Source organism: uncultured Mucilaginibacter sp. (assembly GCF_937859865.1).
In the GTDB taxonomy this organism is placed as follows: domain Bacteria; phylum Bacteroidota; class Bacteroidia; order Sphingobacteriales; family Sphingobacteriaceae; genus Mucilaginibacter_A.
Genome location: NZ_CALMAT010000061.1, coordinates 1 through 16,904, shown reverse-complemented (window position 1 = coordinate 16,904; position 16,904 = coordinate 1). Strand labels below are relative to the sequence as shown.

Below are 16,904 nucleotides of genomic sequence, written 5' to 3'. Positions count from 1 at the left end.
GATATCATCAACCTGACTGCCTTGTTGAACAAAGCCTGGGGACATTATTATTTCTCGCCAAACACGTTTAACTCTACTTCCAGCGTTGGTTTATCAAAAGCGGTTACGCCAAGTGCTGCAAACGCTTCAACTACGTATCCGATTTACACTTTCCGCGATCCGGGCGTTCCTTATGCGGTTGACCCTTTTGCTTCAAGATGGCAAATGCAATTTGGTTTGCGTTACAGTTTTTAATGCTTCTTTTAGCACCTAAAAAACCGGCAGTTTAATTACTGCCGGTTTTTTTGTTTGCTGTCGTTCCGATCCAAAGAGAGAAATCTTCTTCAAAATTTTAGGTGATAAAAGAAGTATCAGAAATATGTTTTCTCATTCCAAACAAAGAAAATTTACTTCAAATTTTGGGTGGTAAAAGAAGCATCGGGTTGAAAGAAGATTTCGGAATGACAACGCGTAGTTTCCAAAAGGTTGTTCAAAGAATTTTAGGCGGTAAAAGAAGCATTACTCAACAACAACCGCTGGTTTGCTATAATACTTTTTGCGGAACCAAAAGGCCACATTCACCAAAGCAATCAAAGCAGGAACTTCAACCAAAGGGCCAATTACGCCGGCAAAAGCTTCGCCCGAATTGATGCCAAACACGCCGATGGCAACGGCAATGGCCAATTCAAAATTGTTGCCGGTAGCGGTAAACGCAATCGAAGTGGTTTTGGAATAATCGGCACCAAAAGATTTCCCGATAAAAAAACTGAACACAAACATGATGGCAAAGTAAACCACCAGCGGAATGGCAATGCGTAAAACATCCATTGGAATGCGTACAACTAATCCGCCTTTTAAACTAAACATCACCACAATGGTAAACAGTAACGCAATTAACGTAACCGGCGAAATTAAAGGGACATACTTTGTTTGAAACCAGTTTTCGCCTTTTACTTGGATCAAAAAGTAACGGCTGATAATGCCTAAAGCAAAAGGAACACCGAGATAAATGCCTACGCTTTTTGCTATTTGGCTAATCGAAATATTTACTTCCAATCCTTTTAAACCAAGCATTGGCGGTAAAACGGTAATGAAAATATAGGCATAAAAAGAGTATAGCAAAACCTGGAAAATGCTGTTTAATGCAATTAGCCCGGCGGCGTATTCGCGGTTTCCTTCGGCCAGTTCGTTCCAAACTACCACCATTGCAATGCAACGCGCCAGGCCAATCAAAATCAGGCCAACCATATAATGCGGATAGTTGTGCAACAAAGTTATCGCCAGCAAAAACATCAATATGGGCCCAACAATCCAATTCAAAACCAAAGAAGCGGCCAATACTTTGGTGTCTTTAAAAACTTCGCCCAGGTTTTCATATTTTACTTTTGCCAGCGGCGGGTACATCATCAAAATCAAACCGATGGCCAAAGGGATATTGGTTGTCCCGCTAGAAAAAGAATTGATAAAGCCTGCAGAAGAAGGCACGAAATAACCGATGGCCACACCGGCAAGCATCGCCAGGAAAATCCAAAGTGTTAAAAAGCGGTCTAAAAAACCTAACTTTTTTCGTCCTGCCGCCGGTGCACAATTGTTGGCGCTCATGGGTTGATGTTTTGCTTTACAAAATTTTCAGCATAAACTTTGATTAGGTTTCGTACTTTTCTAAACTCATCCAACACTTCTTCCGGGCTGCCTTGGGCTTTTGCCGGATCAGGAAAATTTTGGTGGAAGCGTTTTACGTTTCCGGGAAAAAACGGACAAGCTTCATTTGCATTATCGCAAACCGTGATTACATCATCAAAAGGAATATCTGCATATTCATCCACATGGTTTGATGTATGCTGGGAAATATCAATTCCGTCTTCGGCCATCACCTCAATCGCTTTTGGGTTTACGCCATGCGTTTCAATTCCGGCGCTGTAAATTCTGGCTTTACCATCCGAAAAATAACGTAAATAACCTTCGGCCAACTGGCTGCGGCAACTGTTGCCGGTGCATAATACCAAGATGTTTTTCATGTTAGCAGCAACTGTTTTTTTGTTGGATGGATTTAGCAGCAATCGAACCAAAATATTCTTGCAGTTTTGCAAAAGCCTGTTCGTCCACGCAATAACAAATGGCGTTTCCTTCGATATTGCCTTTTATTAAACCGGCATTCTTCAGTTCTTTTAAATGCTGCGAAATGGTTGGTTGCGCCAGCGGCAGTTCGTTTACAATATCGCCGCAAATGCAAGTCTTCACACTTAACAAATACTCAATAATAGCTACGCGCGCCGGGTGCCCCATTGCTTTTGCCATCAGCGCAATTAGGTTTTGCTGTTCGCTAAAGTGTTCAGTTTTAGTAATGCCCATATTTTAATATCGCAATATTACGATAAAGATTAATATAAAAGAAAGCATACTTCTTTTATCGGCATAAAATCAGTGTTGATTGCAATAAACAAAACAGGCCGCCTTATTGGGCGGCCTGTTTTAAACCCTGTTTAAATTAGGATCAAGGTTTTTCTACTTTTTTTACATGCTTCACTTTTGTGCCGCTGTAGTGCTTGTGTTTGCTGAAAACATTGTGCAGTTTTTGCGGAACGGTTGTTGTTTTTTTAACTTTTACTTCATCTTTTGCCACTTTTTCTTGAGCAAAAGAAGCCACGGAAAGGGCGCAAACCAGCACTGACAATAACGCTTTTTTCATAAGTTGATAATTTAATTTAAACCGGTTCATACGGTTTTTTTAGCTCTTGGTTTAGTTTATTGGAAAAAATTTATCCTTGCTTTAAGCACAAGCAACCTAAAAGCCCACAATTTTAACAGTCTTTATAATGCTTGTAACAATAGTAGATGCTTCTTTTATCCCTATTTTTTACTTGTGCAAAATTTTAAACTTGTAATCTTGTTTTGCAGTTTTTATTGTTGATAGCCGACAAACAAAAACCAAGCTTTGCAGCTAATAGCATTACGTTAAACACAAACGGTTTTTAAAAAATGGGTTACCCGCGCTTTTCATTGTTTTACAAGTTGGTTTTGCTTTGCCTCTATTTCCTGTTTTTGGTTGTGCCGAAAATGGCAGCCGGGCAAGAAAATATACCGGTAAAAACAGCATCCGATTCGGCCAAAACCACGCTTCCGCCCAAAGCTGCCGCTGCAAACCAAGTTGTTCCGGATACTTTGCTTTTTCGTATCGCGCAGGCAAAAAACGCCATCGAGCAAATCAATTCGCATAACAAAACCGGCTACAACCTGGAACAAATCCGTACCGAACTGCCGGAAGTACAAGCCAACGTTGCGGAAATAAAAGAAGACATGGTTGGCTCGACACGCATTATCGAAACAAAAACATTGCTGAGCTACCAGAATATTTTAAAAAACGAACAAAGCCGTTTGTCCGATTGGCGCGCCACGCTTTCGGCTTACAACAGTAATTTGAGGCAGATGTCGCAGCAAATTGTCCGTTTTAGTGCCGATACCATTTTATCTACTGCCGGAAACGACACCACGCAAGAAAGCCTTTACAGCAGCCAACTGCAAAACCTGCGCCTGCAACTGCAACAAACGGGCAAAACCACTACGGCAAGTTTAGACAGTGTAGGCAAAGTGCTGGCCCAGGTTTCTTCACTTTATTTTGAGATGAACGACTTGCAGGCCAACATCCGCGAAAGGTTAAAAGCAACCGACCAAAACGCGTTTAGCAAAGAATCGCCTTATCTATGGTCGGCACCGCCTGTTACCACCACTACCAATTTGGGCAACTTGTTCCGCTCTTCTTACCAGGGGCAAAACCGTGTTTTGTCTTACTTCATCAACAACACCTGGGACAACCGGCTGCTGCTCATGCTATTTGGCATTGCTTTTTTTATCTGGGTTTTTCGCAATTTCAAAGCCGTCAACAAGCTCCCGGCAAACCCCAAACTTACCGGCTTAAAATTTAGCTACATTAGTGCCGTTCCGGTTTTGGCCACGCTGATTGTGGTGTTGAGCCTGGCACCGCTATTTGAGCCAAACTCGCCGCCCTCCTACATCGAACTTGTACAGTTTGTGCTGCTGGTAGTGCTTACGCTGTTTTTCCGTAAACGCCTCAATCCGCAAAAGTTTAAGTTCTGGCTGCTTATTTCGGCTTTTTATGCAACCATAACGGTTACGGTTACGGTGCTTAATTATGGCTTAATTTTAAGAAGCGTGCTTATCCTGCTCAACCTGGGCTCTGTTTATCTGGGTTTTGTTTTTTATAAAAGGATAGACCGCGTGGTAATCGCCAAAAAATATTTAAAACCGGTAACCGGCATTTTCTTTTTGCTAAACGGGCTGGCGGTGCTGCTCAACCTTTTTGGCCGTATCAGTCTGGCAAAAGTTTTCAGCCAAACCGCTATTGCTTCGCTTACTCAAATTGTCGGGCTGGCAGTTTTAGTACACATTTTATCCGAAGCGTTTGAACTGCAGACCCGTATAAGTTCTTCAACAAAAGGCATTTTCTCGAAAATCAATTTTAGCAAAGTCCGCAAAGCTTTCCGCAAGGCACTTTCCATCGTGGCCGTTTTGCTTTGGCTTCTGGTGTTCTTTATCAACCTCAATTTCTCTGGCGCATTATTTTCTATTGTTGAAACGATGCTCTACAAGCAACACGCTCTGGGCAGTATCAATTATACACTTGGAAACATCCTGCTTTTTGGTATCATTATTTACTTGTCTAACTGGCTGCAAAAAAACATCGGCATTTTGCTGGGTGAAGAAAGTTCGGCTTTTATGGGTAAAACCGAACATAAAAGTTCTAAGTTGGCACTCATCCGGCTGGTGATAATTTTGGTTGGATTTTTTTTGGCGATCAATGCTTCGGGAATCCAACTGGACAAGTTGACCATTGTACTTGGCGCACTAAGTGTTGGTATTGGCTTGGGAATGCAAAATATCGTAAACAACTTTGTATCAGGCATTATCCTGATTTTTGAAAAGCCATTTCAGGTGGGCGATTTTATAGAACTGGCCGATAAAAAAGGCAAAGTATTGGACATTGGCATTCGGGCCAGCCGGATGTTGACGCAACAAGGTTCGGAAGTGATCGTGCCTAACGGCGATCTGCTATCGGCACGGCTGGTAAACTGGACGTTGAGCAACACGTATTTAAGGACCGAAATGCTGCTGAAAGTAAACACCGACGCCGACTTGGACAGCGTAAAAAAGATTATTGAAGAAGAAGTTGGAAAAGCGGAAGACACCGTAAAAAATACACCGGTAGAAATTTTGTTTAACACAGTTGCTGCCGATAGTATTGAGTTAAAGCTATTGGTTTGGATCAACAGTGTTTATACTGAAAACAGTTTTAAAGGAAAAATACTCGAACAATTGTTTATCCATTTCAAAGAAAAAGGCATTAAAATGATGTAAGCGGAAACAACAATTTTAATTTTGCCTTTTTGACAGTTCTTCCCTCATAATATATAAAACATATTTGATCAAGGCCTTGCTGTGTTGTATTTCATAATTGGAATTTTTAGGGTCGGCACGATGAAGTTCAAATAAAATTGCTTTCAATGCAGTCCTGTAATTGAGGTAACTTTTTGCATCATCAAACTTCAAAACAAAGCCCGAACCTTTGCTGTAAGGAGGTATCGGAAGCCCGCATATTTTAAACTCTTCAAAATAGCGCAATTTTAGTTCGACTCCCAGATAAGAGGTATCTTGTGTTTCCATATGATATTGGTTAAAAAATTTATTGTAACTAATTACAGGCCTGGTAAACTACAACCTTCTTTGTATCAATAAATTTAAATACATAGTTCTAAGTAAAATGTGTAACTAAAATTTAATTGTAGTACATAAACAAATATATCTGTTCCAATATTAGGGCAACACGTATTACTACTGTTAATTTAAAAGTAATAATACGGGTTTTAAGTTAAATTTTTTGTTTAGAAAGACAATTGTTAAAAGAAAAACGATCAAAAACAAGGTAAAAATTAATCAAAAAAATATAACTTGTTTACAGTAAATCTGTTTGCTGTTTTAAAATTTTTTTCAATCTTTCAAGTCAGGATCTACTAAAGCGGCCGGTTCAAATTCTTCTACGTAATTATATGGGATATAACCGGTTTGGTTGTTGCTGTATTTTATTTTTGCCAGGATGCCAGTTGTATGGTTTAGATCAATCCCAATCAATTGAACACTATCACCAATGGTCAAAATCCGTTTGGTCGGAAGTTCTTCAGCATCCAAAATTGCAATATCCTGATAAGCACCGGCTTTGTTGTTCCAGGTGTTTACCCTTACTTTTTTATCGGCATACTTTTGTTCCAACTTGTTTAAAGTACGCACCAAAATTGGATCGTAATCGCGGTGCGATTGTTGGTTAATGCTTCTTTTACAGGCAAAAATTAAGCATGATAAAAACAGTACCAAAACAAACCAACTTGGATTATTTTTCTTTTTCACAAAAACATTTTCGAATAGCACCATGAATAATAATTGCATTGGATTTAACAAGAAAACAAATTTTAAATTGTAACGATTGATGCTTTTTTTACCGCATAAAAATTAAGCTTGCTGCCAGTTCATCAGTTTCATCATCCGTAAAAACTCCGGTTGTAAATTTGCTTTGATTTGAACTTGCATTCCCGTTACCGGATGCTGGAAAGACAATTGCGAAGCGTGCAGCAACATTGTGTCCATTTCAAATTCAGCTTTAAACAGGCGGTTTTGTTTGTTGCAGCCATGGGTACGGTCGCCAATAATGGGATGAAAAATATGGCTGAAATGTTTGCGCAACTGGTGCATCCTTCCGGTTGTAGGTTTTGCTTCAACCAAAGAATACCTGGAGGTTAAATGTACGCCGAGCGGAACATCCAATTCTGCCCGTTGCAAGGTTGTATAAGCGGTAAAAGCATCCTGCAATGTGCCGTTTTCCTTGCGCAACGGATAATCAATCTCTTCAAAATCAGGTGTGTGGCCGCGCACGATGGCCAGGTACTTTTTTTGCACTTTGTTTTCTGCAAATTGCTGCTGCATGGCTTTTTCGGTCTCTTTATCCAACGCAAAAAGCAAAACACCGCCGGTTTTGCGGTCGAGCCGGTGCACCGGGTTTACCCATTGGCCAATCTGGTTTTTTAACAATTGCAAGGCAAACTCTTCTGCATCGCGCGCAATATTAGAGCGGTGCACCAGCAAACCATGCGGCTTGTTGATGGCCACCAAATGTTCATCGCGGAATAAAATTTCTAAAGGCAAGGGTTGATCGTTTTTTTGTGGACGCCAAATTTAGGGCAATAAAAGAAGTATTGGTATAAAAGTTTGAATTTAAAAGTGGAGTTAACAAATGGTAAAACTAACTTTGCCAGGTTGAACGTTAACCGTTTTAAACAACTAAATCAAAACCCGCTTGTTACCATCGTATAACCTTTATTTTAACCGCTTCCAATGCCCTTCATCACCAATAAACCGCAACAAGTAAATTTAACCGGAAAATTAAAATGGGTAGAATACATGGCCAATTTGCTGGACGATAAGTTTCGCATTCCCGGCACAAAGTTTCGTTTTGGTTTAGACCCGATCATGAATTTGATCCCCGTTGCCGGCGATATTTCAGGCTTTTTGGTCGGCGCAGTTTTGGTTTGGGTAATGGCGCGGCATGGTGTAAGCAGGAAAGTTTTGATCTTGATGGTCATAAATATTTGTGTGGATGCTTTGATCGGCGCGGTTCCGCTCATCGGGCAAATTTCTGATTTCTATTACAAGTCCAATTCGCGCAACATTAAACTGCTGAAAGAACATTACGAAGAAGGCAAACACCAGGGAAAAGGCACGGGCGTTTTGGTCATGTTGTTTTTGGTGCTGCTGGTGTTTTTTGCGGCGTTTTTGTTTTTGCTTTATGCCATTACAAAATGGGTTGCTGGCTGGATTTAATTTGAAAATAAAAGCTTATAAATTGTATGTTGATTTTTATAGCTTAGTAACCGAAATTAAAAACTTAAACCAATAAAACTTATTACGATTTATTTTAAGCCTGTTTAAATTTATACCCATACAATCGCATGCTTCTTTTATGCCGGTAAATTTGATTTTCAACTATTTTTCCTGATAAAGAAAATGAAAGAACCAATGATTTTTATGTGATAAAAGAAGCATCAAAAATAACTTTAATAAAGTTTAAACAGGCACTATACCAAAAAACACCATTTACAATTCTTTAACCATGACTATCAAAATCTACCTGTTGCTGTTGGCGCTAAGTTTTACCGGTATCAATCCAGCAAAAGCGCAATTGCCTTTTCTTACTAAAAAAGAAATTAAACAGGGTTGGGTTTTGCTTTTTGACGGAAAAACATTTGAAGGATGGCAAAAAGCTAACGGAACGCTTTTTACAGGAAAAGGCTGGAAAATAGAAAACGGCGTGCTTAGCGTAAGCCTTGAGGATGGCGAAGGCGGCGACATCATCACCACAAAAGAATACACCGATTTTGATCTTTCTCTTGATTTTAAATTGGAAAAAGGAACCAATAGCGGTGTGAAATGTTTTTTAATTAAAAATACTTCTTTGGGTTGCGAGTATCAGCTTATTGACGATGTAAATCATCCGGATGCAAAAATGGGCAGGAATGGCAACCGTTCTCTTGGAAGCCTGTACGATATCATGCCTCCAGCCGCCGATAAAAAAGTTAATGCCTTGGGCGAATGGAACAATATGCACATCATCTCCAAAGGAAAACATGTAGAACACTGGCTAAACGGAAAGAAAATTTTGGAATACGACCGCAGCAGCGAAAAGTTTAAAAGCATGGTTGCCGAAAGCAAATTTAAAACTACTACAGGTTTTGCCGAAGCAGACCGTTCGGCAATTCTTTTACAGGAACATGGTGATGTAATTCATTTCAGGAATATAAAGATCAAGCAATAAATTGTGCTATGGAAAAAAGACGCGATTTTATCAAAAAGGTGGCGATAACTACCGGCGGCCTTGCTTTGGGAAGCAAAGCATTTAGTTTTACGGCAGCAAGTTATAAAAGGATCATCGGTGCAAACGACCGCATCCATATGGCTATCATCGGGCTAAACGGCCGGGGCGGCAGTATGTCGGGCACTTTTGCCCGTCAGCCAAATTTGATGATTAATACCGTATGTGATGTGGATTCAAGGACAATACCCAAAGTCCAAAAGTCGGTATCGGCCATAACCGGAGCGGATGCGCCCAAAGGCGAAGGCGATTGCCGTAAAGTGATGCAGGATAAAAGTATTGATGCCATTTATATTGCCACGCCCGATCATTGGCACGCACCAATGACCATTATGGGCTGCCAGGCCGGAAAGCATGTGTATGTGGAAAAACCGCTCAGCCATAATCCGCACGAAGGGGAATTGGCCGTACGGGCAGCAAGAAAATATGACCGGATTGTACAAATGGGCGCACAACGACGCTCTTCCCCGTTGGCCATACAATGTGTAGAAGAATTGCATAAAGGCGTTATCGGCAGGGTTTACCTGGCCAAAACCTGGTACACCAACAACCGCAAAGCTACTTACCTTAAACCTGCTGCGGCTCCCGAATGGTTGAACTATGACTTGTGGCAGGGCCCGGCACCGCGCAAACCTTACCAGGACGGGTTGATCCACTACAACTGGCATTGGTTTTGGGATTACGGCACTGGTGAAGCCTTAAACAACGGTACGCACGAAGTGGACATGGCACGATGGGGACTCAATGTAGATTTTCCGACAAGGGTAAGTTCGGTTGGTGGCCGATACCAGTTTAAAGACGATTGGCAAACGCCGGATACACAAATTGTTACGATGGATTATCCGGGCCGCGTATCGCTGCTGTGGGAAAACAGGAGCTCGAACGGAAGAAAGATAGAAGGTGCCGAACGGGGCATTATTTTTTACGGCGATAATGGCAGTATGGATACCGACGGCGAAGAATATACCCAATATGACCTGAGCGGTAAATTAGTAAAACAGGTAAAAAAACAAGGGCCGGCAGAAGATGCAGGCTTACAAGGCCGAAATACTGCCAGTCCAAGTTTAGGAATGGACAGCCAGCACGTTGCCAACTTTTTGGATGCGATCCGTAATAATAAACGCCCGAGCTGTGATGTTGAATTGGGTCATAAAAGTATATTGCCCATGCAATTAGGCAATATTTCTTGGCGTGTTGGCCGTGATTTGCATCTCGACCCTAAAAACGGGCATATCCTGAACGACCCCGAAGCACAAAAACTATGGAGCCGTAGTTACGAGCCTGGCTGGGAACCAAAAGTTTGAGAGAAAAGCCGGAACCAATCAAAGTTCCGGCTTTTTCCTGTTATACGCTTGCCAATTTTATGTGGGTAAAAGAAGCATCGTCCTTAATCTTTCAATCATTCCATTGGCGTTCCACCATCTGGCCTGTTTAAAATTGTAATATGCTAATACACTTTTACCACGGACTAATCCCTGTTTCCGGTGCATTGTCATCACTAAAAAATTGACCTGTCGGCCCATCTGAACCTAACATCGCTGCTTTTACTACCCGGGCAGCAGCATCCGGCACGGTTCCGGGGCCACTATGGTAATTAAAATCTGTAGCCGTATAACCAGGGTCAACGGCATTTACTTTAAATGGCGTATCGCGCAAGTTATGGGCCAGCATAATGGTATAAGCATTAAGGGCAGTTTTAGACGGAACATAAACGGCAGCTTTAACTTGGTAATACTTCCAGGAAGGATCGTTATGCAAAGTTAGTGAACCCAAGCCTGAAGTAACATTAACAATCCTCGGCTCCGGCGATTGCTTTAGCAAGTCTATAAACGCCTGTGTTACTTCTATTACGCCAAAAAAATTGGTTTCAAACACTTGCTTAAACACGCTGATATCCGTTTCTAATGGCGTTTGCGGCATAGTGCCACTGACACCAGCATTATTAATCAGCACGTCCAGTATTTCAGTTTTCCGGCCAAGTACTTCGCGCGCGGCCTTGATTGATTCAATTTGATCTACATCAATCTCTATAGGCTCGACCTGGTTTAAGCCTTCCGACTGTAGCTGGCTAACTGCCTGTTGGCCTTTTTCTATGTCCCGGCTTCCCAAATATACATAATACCCTTGCTGTAATAATTGCCTGACCGTTTCAAAGCCAATGCTTTTGTTTGCTCCTGTTATCAGTACTGTTTTCATAATTAATTGTTTAACAGTACAAATTTACAGCGTGCATATACCCGGATGTAACACATCCAATGGTATTAACGGTACATTTTACGGATGTTGGCCCGGTACTCGGCAGGCGTTACACCAGTTTCACGTTTGAAGAAGCGGTTAAAATAAGAGGCATCTGCAAAACCGAGGTCAAAGGCAATTTCTTTTAAAGAATTATGGGTATGAAACAGCAAGCGCCGGGCTTCCAGTACCAGCCGCTCATGGATATGTTTGATTGCTGGCTTGCCACTTTGTGTTTTTACCACTTCGCTTAAATGGCCGGCAGAAATATGTAGTAAGGAAGCATAATCGCCCACTTCATGCAGTTCGCGGAAGCACTCGTTGATTTTTGCCTGAAATTGCTGCAGTAACAGCTTATCCACCGAAGTACCGTTATCCTTGAACTGCTTGGTATATAGTCTGCTTAAATAAGTAAGCAGCACCGTTAAGTAAGCGGCCAACATGCGTTGCTGCCATTCACTTGGGTTTTGATACTCGGCATTGATCTTGGCCAGCATATCTTCTACAAAATTGACATCAGCTTCTTTAAGCAGCAATTCGTGGCCGTTATAAAGGTTTTGAATTAGCGGCAGTTTGCTTAATGAAGCGTTTTCCTGAAATGACAAAAATTCATTAGTAAAAGCAATACCCGTACTCCATAACTTTTCAAATTCTTCCTTTACGATGATTTGATTTGGCCCCGAAAAGTAAACCGTATTGTCTTTAAGTATGTAGGGCACCATGTCTATCCATTGGCGGCTGCCAGCCCGCCTGATAAAAACAAACAGGAAATGGTCCTTTCGGTGCGGTATTAAAAGTTCTGACTGGTTTGGTAAACTGCCTTCATAATTATACACCCTAAAATGTTTGTTGCCGGTTATATCGTCTGGCTCTAAAGAATAAATTGGCAATTGTTGGTTGTAGTTGAGGATATGCATCCCCTAAAACTAATGATTTTTGTTAATATGCAATTGGCATTGCTCGTTTTGGTTTATAATCCGGTTTTTCAAATTTCCAATTTTCTATCCCGTTCCCAACCCAAAAAACCAAACATAAAAGAAGCATCAACGGTATTTATAATAAGCTGCTTGTAAACACAAACCTAAGCAGCAACCTTATAAATACAAGCACACATGCAAAACCTAACCATATTTGGAGAAGAAATCATAGACCAAAAATCAATCGCCCAAATTAAAAAAGTGTATTGCTGAAAAAGATTTAATAATTACCTTAGTTATTTTTTCGCAAACTTTTGTTCCCGCAATTTAAAAAGTTCATCGGTTGTGATGAAACGGTTAAAACCTTTCTTTTCCAATTCTTTGATTAACGCTTTGTCGCCGCTCCAAATCTTACATTTAAAATGTTTGGCAAATGCTACATAGGTAATGTCTTTAGGGTCAACGTCAAACACTAACTTTTCTGCTTCAATCCAAGTTGATGCTTTGATTTGTTCTTCGGATATAAAAGTAACATCCTTGTAAATTTCAAATTCTGCTTCCTGAACTTGTTCTAACGTTAGTCCTGAAATTTTAATAATTTTTGAATAATGTTTTTTGATTTCTATTCTTAAAAAATCGGGTGCAATAAAATTGAAATACTTATTAGAATTGATTAGTAAGTCTCCAATTTTACCATTGGTGTTTAATATCGCACTAAAAACGATGTTCGCGTCAACTATTAATTTCACTTTAAAAAGCGGCTGCGGTTGTTCTCCCACCAGGAAGCATTCACCTCTTCAGCCAAAACATCCGCATCAGCTTGTTTTGCCTTGCTTTGTGATGTTGCTTCTAAATATTTTGCGTAATCAATCAATCGCTGAACCCCGAAACTGTCAACAGAAGAAGATATAGTGATCACAATTTCATTATTTGTTGTTCTTTCTACCAGCATTTTATGGTTTTGTTAGCTTGTCTAAGTTAAGAAAGTTTATTAATTTTTTTAAAACGGATAGATTTTGCTGGTTGATTTTTATTTTCAATCTTCCTCCTTCCCCAACCCAAAAAAACAAACATAAAAGAAGCATCAGCGGTATTTATAATAAGCCGAATGGGAACACAAACCCAGGCAGCAATCTAATAAATACAAGCAGACATGGATAACCTAACAATTTTCGGAGAAGAAATCATAGACCAAAAATCAATCGCCCAAATAAAAAACTGCTTTGGAGAAGAAGATTTAGCCGTGCTAACTGCCGATGCACATTACGGTTATGGCCACCCCATCGGTGGCGCGGTTGCTTATAAAAATAAAGTTTCCCTGTCGGGTGTTGGCTTTGATATTGGCTGCGGCAACAAAGCGGTGCGGACGAATATTATGGCTGATGAAATCAATACGCCAAAAGTACTGGACGAGATTTTCAGGCGTATTTCTTTTGGGGTTGGCCGATACAATAATGAACGGGTAGATCATTCGGTGTTGGAGGAAATCAGAAATGCAGATTTTAAACCACAAAGAAAGTTGATTAATTTGGCTGCCGAACAGTTGGGAACAGTTGGTTCCGGCAATCATTTTATTGATTTGTTTCAAGACGAGCAAGGCTTTTTATGGATTGGCGTTCATTTTGGTTCGCGTGGTTTTGGCCATAAAACGGCAACCGGTTTTATCGCAATGTCTCAAGGTTTAACTTTTACCGATCATGGCAAAGAAGGTTCAATGGATGCGCCTCCTATTTTATTTGACCTCACTTCGGCAACCGGTCAGGCTTATTTGGAAGCCATGAACATTGCCGGAAAATACGCTTACGCAGGCCGGGATTTGGTAGTGCAAAAAGTGCTGGAAATTTTAGGCAACCCAAAAGTTACTTTTGAAGTGCACAACCACCACAACTTTGCCTGGCAGGAAGAGCATTTCGGACAGCAATATTATGTGGTGCGCAAAGGTTGTACGCCGGCTTTTCCCAGTCAGCAAGGTTTTATTGGCGCTACCATGGCCGATACTTCGGTGATTGTAGAAGGCGTAGATTCGGAACTTTCCCGAAAAGGTTTGTATTCTACGGTTCATGGCGCTGGTCGTGTAATGAGCCGAACACAAGCTGCCGGAAAAAAGAAATGGATAGCCGGAAAAGATGGCAAAAAACGGCCAACCCTAATAGCCAAAGGTCAGGTTGATTTTGATGCCGTAAAAGCACAGATGAAAGATTGGCACATCGAACTGCGCGGTGCCGGTGCAGACGAAGCACCGCAATGTTATAAAAAGCTGGACGAGGTTTTGCAATATCAGGGAAACACGATTAAAGTGTTGCACCGCTTGCATCCAATTGGTGTAGCAATGGCTGGCGGCGAAACTTTTGACCCTTACAAAGATTGACCCAATCATGTTTCAATTTGAATTAGTTCCTGATTCAGAAAACCCTGCCCGCGATCTGCTAATTTGTAGGGAAAAAGAATTTAGGATGCGCGTTTATCCGCAGGCAGAAGAAGATGTAAACTTACCAGCGGAAGCACTGAAGTTTTATTCTGACGACCACGGTGAACCTTTGCTTTTCCATGTTTTGCAACCGGAATTGTTTGCCGTAGGTTTTGGTTGGAACAATTAATTGTACCGTTCGGCCATTGCCTGGTATTTTAGAAAGTATAGAAGTATGGACAATGATTTTTAGGTGATAAAAGAAGCATGGGCCAGTACGCTTCCTGTCATTTTTTTTCACCTTTGCACTTGTGCAGTAAAGACAATTACCTGAACCGTTATTCCGCACATAACGACTGTCAAACGTAATTTATCCCACTGCTATTTTATTCATTAACTTTAGCACACATTCTAAAGCACTACCAAATATTCCATAATAAGAAGCAAAATAATTAAGAAAACGAGAACTCTCCAGCTCGGCCCGGAGGTTTGCCAATAACAAAAAAGTATAAAATTACCATCGGTTTACTTTTGCTTAACTTTACAAAACCATGTCTGAAAAAGAAACCTCTATCTGGCTTACAAAACAAATTCGTCGTTACATCGCAGTAACCGACGAGGACGCAGTTAAAATTACCGCTTCGTTCAATTGCCGGCATGTATATAAAGGTGAATTCTTGCTTAAAGAAGGCCAATATGGAGATTGGTGGGGATTCGTGTACGAGGGGTTGTTCCGGTCTTATTCGTATGATGCCGAAAACATCGAGTACACGAATGGCTTTTTCAGGGAAGGCTCGTTTACCTGCGAATTAGTAAGTTTCTCCGGTACTGCGGTTAGCCAAACCAACGTAGTAGCATTGGAAGACTCTATCATCCTTTGTGTAAACAGGGTCACCTTAGATTTGTTGTTCAAGGATTACCCCGATTTTGAAAGATTTGGCAGGTTGTTATATCAAAAGGTTCTTGTTGGTTACAAACAGCGCAACCTTTTCAGGGTAAGGCTCAACGCGCGCGAACGTTATCTTCATTTTCTTAAAAACGAACCGGAACTGATTAAAAGGGTTCCATTAAAATATATCGCCTCTTATTTAAGTGTAACAGATACAAGCCTCAGCCGGATCCGACGGAACACACGACAGTTGGCTGGCTGATTTCTTGTCTTTAGGCAAGCGTAAACAGTTTTGGGCCGTACTATCTTGCAAAAAAAATACAAGATGGAAATACGACCAAAAATAGCTTTAATAAGCGGGGCTAACAGGGGGTTGGGCTTCGAGATTGCGCGTCAATTAGGCAAAAGGCAGATCAAAGTTTTGTTAGGTGCCAGAAATGCAGCCGCCGGCCAGACTGCCGTAGATGGTTTGATAGCCGAAGGAATTGACGCATTATTTGTTTTACTTGATATAACCGAAACCAACAGCATTGACGAAGCCGTCCGGTTCGTTACTGAAAGGTTTGGCTATTTAGACATTTTAGTTAATAACGCCGCTATTTTACCTAAAGCAACAGATGGCGGTTTGCCAAGTCAGGCAAGTCGTGGGCTATTACTCGAGTTTCTCGAAACTAACTTTCTGGCACAGGTAAACGTAACCCAAGCTTTTCTACCATTAATCAAGCAAAGTACGGCTGGCCGTATCGTCAATATGTCTTCCTCAATTGGATCGGTAACTCTCTCCAGCGAACACTTACATCAGAATGGCCCTAAGCCACCACGTATCCCGTATGCTGTTTCAAAAGCTGCATTAAATATGTTCACGGTATTATTGGCCAAAGAGTTGAGACAGGACGGAATAAAAGTCAACAGTGCCGATCCCGGCCTTACTCAAACAGACGCAGGTGGACCGAACGCACCTTATACCGTTGAACAAGGAGCCCGGCCAGCCGTATGGTTAGCTTGCCTCGATGATAACGGCCCTACCGGATGCTTTTTTACCCATGTTGAGGAACACCTGGTTAACAACCCGTGGTAATATTTGGAACACACAAGTTTTAAATTTAAAGAAAGAACCATCAAGAGTGAGCGCAACAGTAAGAACTAAGGTTTTTATAACCTGGAACTAACCAGATATTATCGTTAAAACTTCAAAACAGATTATTGAACAGTCTCTCCGCATTAAGTAAAAACATTTAAAATAAAGTATATGACAGAAATGATTGAATCAACTCCAGACACAGTGTCTGGCAAGGCTATCACCTACGAAGGCTTGGGCGGCCCGGAAATAATTAAAATTGTTGAACGGGCCGTGCGGCCGCCGGAAGCCGGCGAGGTTCGAATCCGTGTAAAAGCTGCTGGGGTTAACCCAACAGACGGGTTGTTGCGTAAAATTGAAAATAGCATGGTGAATTTTCCCGTAGTTCCCGGCGCAGATGCGGCAGGTGTGATTGAGTCGGTTGGGCCTGGCGTATCACGGCTTCAGGTTGGGGAAGAGGTTATGGC

At 41.3% G+C, this 16,904-nt stretch carries 21 protein-coding genes; 10 read left to right on the top strand and 11 right to left on the bottom strand.

Annotated elements, in window-relative coordinates:
• A partial coding sequence (locus Q0192_RS06590) for a hypothetical protein (protein WP_299287919.1) occupies positions 1–234 on the top strand: 234 nt, incomplete at its 5' end.
• 264 nt (positions 235–498) lie between these two features.
• On the opposite strand, the gene arsB is transcribed toward Q0192_RS06590, so the two are convergent.
• From arsB to Q0192_RS06570, 4 genes are all read right to left on the bottom strand, one after another.
• The gene (gene arsB / locus Q0192_RS06585) at positions 499–1,581 is read right to left on the bottom strand and encodes an ACR3 family arsenite efflux transporter (RefSeq protein WP_299287916.1); all 1,083 of its coding nucleotides are present in this window, start codon (positions 1,579–1,581) and stop codon (positions 499–501) included.
• A complete protein-coding gene (locus Q0192_RS06580; protein ID WP_299287913.1) occupies positions 1,578–1,997 on the bottom strand; it encodes an arsenate reductase ArsC in 420 nt (139 codons plus the stop codon). The genes arsB and Q0192_RS06580 overlap by 4 nt, the downstream gene beginning before the upstream one ends.
• 1 nt (position 1,998) lies before the next feature.
• The gene (locus tag Q0192_RS06575) at positions 1,999–2,331 is read right to left on the bottom strand and encodes a metalloregulator ArsR/SmtB family transcription factor (protein ID WP_299287910.1); all 333 of its coding nucleotides are present in this window, start codon (positions 2,329–2,331) and stop codon (positions 1,999–2,001) included.
• A 142-nt stretch (positions 2,332–2,473) separates the two neighbouring features.
• Positions 2,474–2,668: a hypothetical protein gene (locus Q0192_RS06570; protein ID WP_299287907.1), complete on the bottom strand. Its 195-nt coding sequence runs from the start codon at positions 2,666–2,668 to the stop codon at positions 2,474–2,476.
• Between the two features lie 290 nt (positions 2,669–2,958).
• On the opposite strand from Q0192_RS06570, the gene Q0192_RS06565 reads away from it, so the two are divergent.
• The gene (locus Q0192_RS06565; protein ID WP_299287904.1) at positions 2,959–5,352 is read left to right on the top strand and encodes a mechanosensitive ion channel domain-containing protein; all 2,394 of its coding nucleotides are present in this window, start codon (positions 2,959–2,961) and stop codon (positions 5,350–5,352) included.
• A gap of 15 nt (positions 5,353–5,367) precedes the next feature.
• Here the strand turns inward: Q0192_RS06565 and Q0192_RS06560 are convergent, their stop codons facing one another.
• The 3 genes from Q0192_RS06560 to Q0192_RS06550 all read right to left on the bottom strand — a co-directional run bounded on the left by Q0192_RS06560 (position 5,368) and on the right by Q0192_RS06550 (position 7,188).
• Complete coding sequence (locus Q0192_RS06560) at positions 5,368–5,658, bottom strand: hypothetical protein (protein ID WP_299287902.1); 291 nt, start codon at positions 5,656–5,658, stop codon at positions 5,368–5,370.
• A 324-nt stretch (positions 5,659–5,982) separates the two neighbouring features.
• A complete protein-coding gene (locus tag Q0192_RS06555; RefSeq protein ID WP_299287899.1) occupies positions 5,983–6,420 on the bottom strand; it encodes a hypothetical protein in 438 nt (145 codons plus the stop codon).
• A 78-nt stretch (positions 6,421–6,498) separates the two neighbouring features.
• The gene (locus tag Q0192_RS06550) at positions 6,499–7,188 is read right to left on the bottom strand and encodes a pseudouridine synthase (RefSeq protein WP_299287896.1); all 690 of its coding nucleotides are present in this window, start codon (positions 7,186–7,188) and stop codon (positions 6,499–6,501) included.
• Positions 7,189–7,377: 189 nt separating this feature from the next.
• Here Q0192_RS06550 and Q0192_RS06545 point away from each other — a divergent pair, with 189 nt between their 5' ends.
• The 3 genes from Q0192_RS06545 to Q0192_RS06535 all read left to right on the top strand — a co-directional run bounded on the left by Q0192_RS06545 (position 7,378) and on the right by Q0192_RS06535 (position 10,215).
• Positions 7,378–7,863, top strand: coding sequence for a DUF4112 domain-containing protein (locus tag Q0192_RS06545; protein WP_299287893.1), 486 nt, complete (start codon positions 7,378–7,380; stop codon positions 7,861–7,863).
• 289 nt (positions 7,864–8,152) lie between these two features.
• A complete protein-coding gene (locus Q0192_RS06540) occupies positions 8,153–8,854 on the top strand; it encodes a DUF1080 domain-containing protein (protein ID WP_299287890.1) in 702 nt (233 codons plus the stop codon).
• A gap of 8 nt (positions 8,855–8,862) precedes the next feature.
• Positions 8,863–10,215 (top strand): Gfo/Idh/MocA family oxidoreductase, encoded by a 1,353-nt coding sequence (locus Q0192_RS06535; protein WP_299287887.1) that lies wholly within the window; start codon positions 8,863–8,865, stop codon positions 10,213–10,215.
• A 154-nt stretch (positions 10,216–10,369) separates the two neighbouring features.
• On the opposite strand, the gene Q0192_RS06530 is transcribed toward Q0192_RS06535, so the two are convergent.
• From Q0192_RS06530 to Q0192_RS06515, 4 genes are all read right to left on the bottom strand, one after another.
• Entirely contained in the window at positions 10,370–11,107 is a 738-nt protein-coding gene (locus Q0192_RS06530; protein ID WP_299287884.1) for an SDR family oxidoreductase, read from the bottom strand.
• A 65-nt stretch (positions 11,108–11,172) separates the two neighbouring features.
• Positions 11,173–12,063: a helix-turn-helix domain-containing protein gene (locus tag Q0192_RS06525; protein ID WP_299287881.1), complete on the bottom strand. Its 891-nt coding sequence runs from the start codon at positions 12,061–12,063 to the stop codon at positions 11,173–11,175.
• A 296-nt stretch (positions 12,064–12,359) separates the two neighbouring features.
• Complete coding sequence (locus Q0192_RS06520) at positions 12,360–12,812, bottom strand: PIN domain-containing protein (protein ID WP_299287878.1); 453 nt, start codon at positions 12,810–12,812, stop codon at positions 12,360–12,362.
• On the bottom strand, positions 12,809–13,015 hold the full coding sequence (locus tag Q0192_RS06515; RefSeq protein ID WP_299287875.1) for a hypothetical protein: 207 nt from the start codon (positions 13,013–13,015) through the stop codon (positions 12,809–12,811). The genes Q0192_RS06520 and Q0192_RS06515 overlap by 4 nt, the downstream gene beginning before the upstream one ends.
• Before the next feature lie 201 nt (positions 13,016–13,216).
• On the opposite strand from Q0192_RS06515, the gene Q0192_RS06510 reads away from it, so the two are divergent.
• The 5 genes from Q0192_RS06510 to Q0192_RS06490 all read left to right on the top strand — a co-directional run.
• A complete protein-coding gene (locus tag Q0192_RS06510; RefSeq protein WP_299287872.1) occupies positions 13,217–14,431 on the top strand; it encodes an RtcB family protein in 1,215 nt (404 codons plus the stop codon).
• A 7-nt stretch (positions 14,432–14,438) separates the two neighbouring features.
• Positions 14,439–14,660, top strand: a complete 222-nt coding sequence (locus Q0192_RS06505; RefSeq protein WP_299287868.1) for a hypothetical protein — start codon at positions 14,439–14,441, stop codon at positions 14,658–14,660.
• A gap of 361 nt (positions 14,661–15,021) precedes the next feature.
• Positions 15,022–15,621, top strand: a complete 600-nt coding sequence (locus Q0192_RS06500; protein ID WP_299287866.1) for a Crp/Fnr family transcriptional regulator — start codon at positions 15,022–15,024, stop codon at positions 15,619–15,621.
• 63 nt (positions 15,622–15,684) lie between these two features.
• Positions 15,685–16,437, top strand: coding sequence for an SDR family oxidoreductase (locus Q0192_RS06495; RefSeq protein WP_299287864.1), 753 nt, complete (start codon positions 15,685–15,687; stop codon positions 16,435–16,437).
• A gap of 171 nt (positions 16,438–16,608) precedes the next feature.
• Positions 16,609–16,904, top strand: a 296-nt coding sequence (locus Q0192_RS06490) for a zinc-binding alcohol dehydrogenase family protein (RefSeq protein WP_299287862.1), incomplete at its 3' end; no start/stop codon positions are given.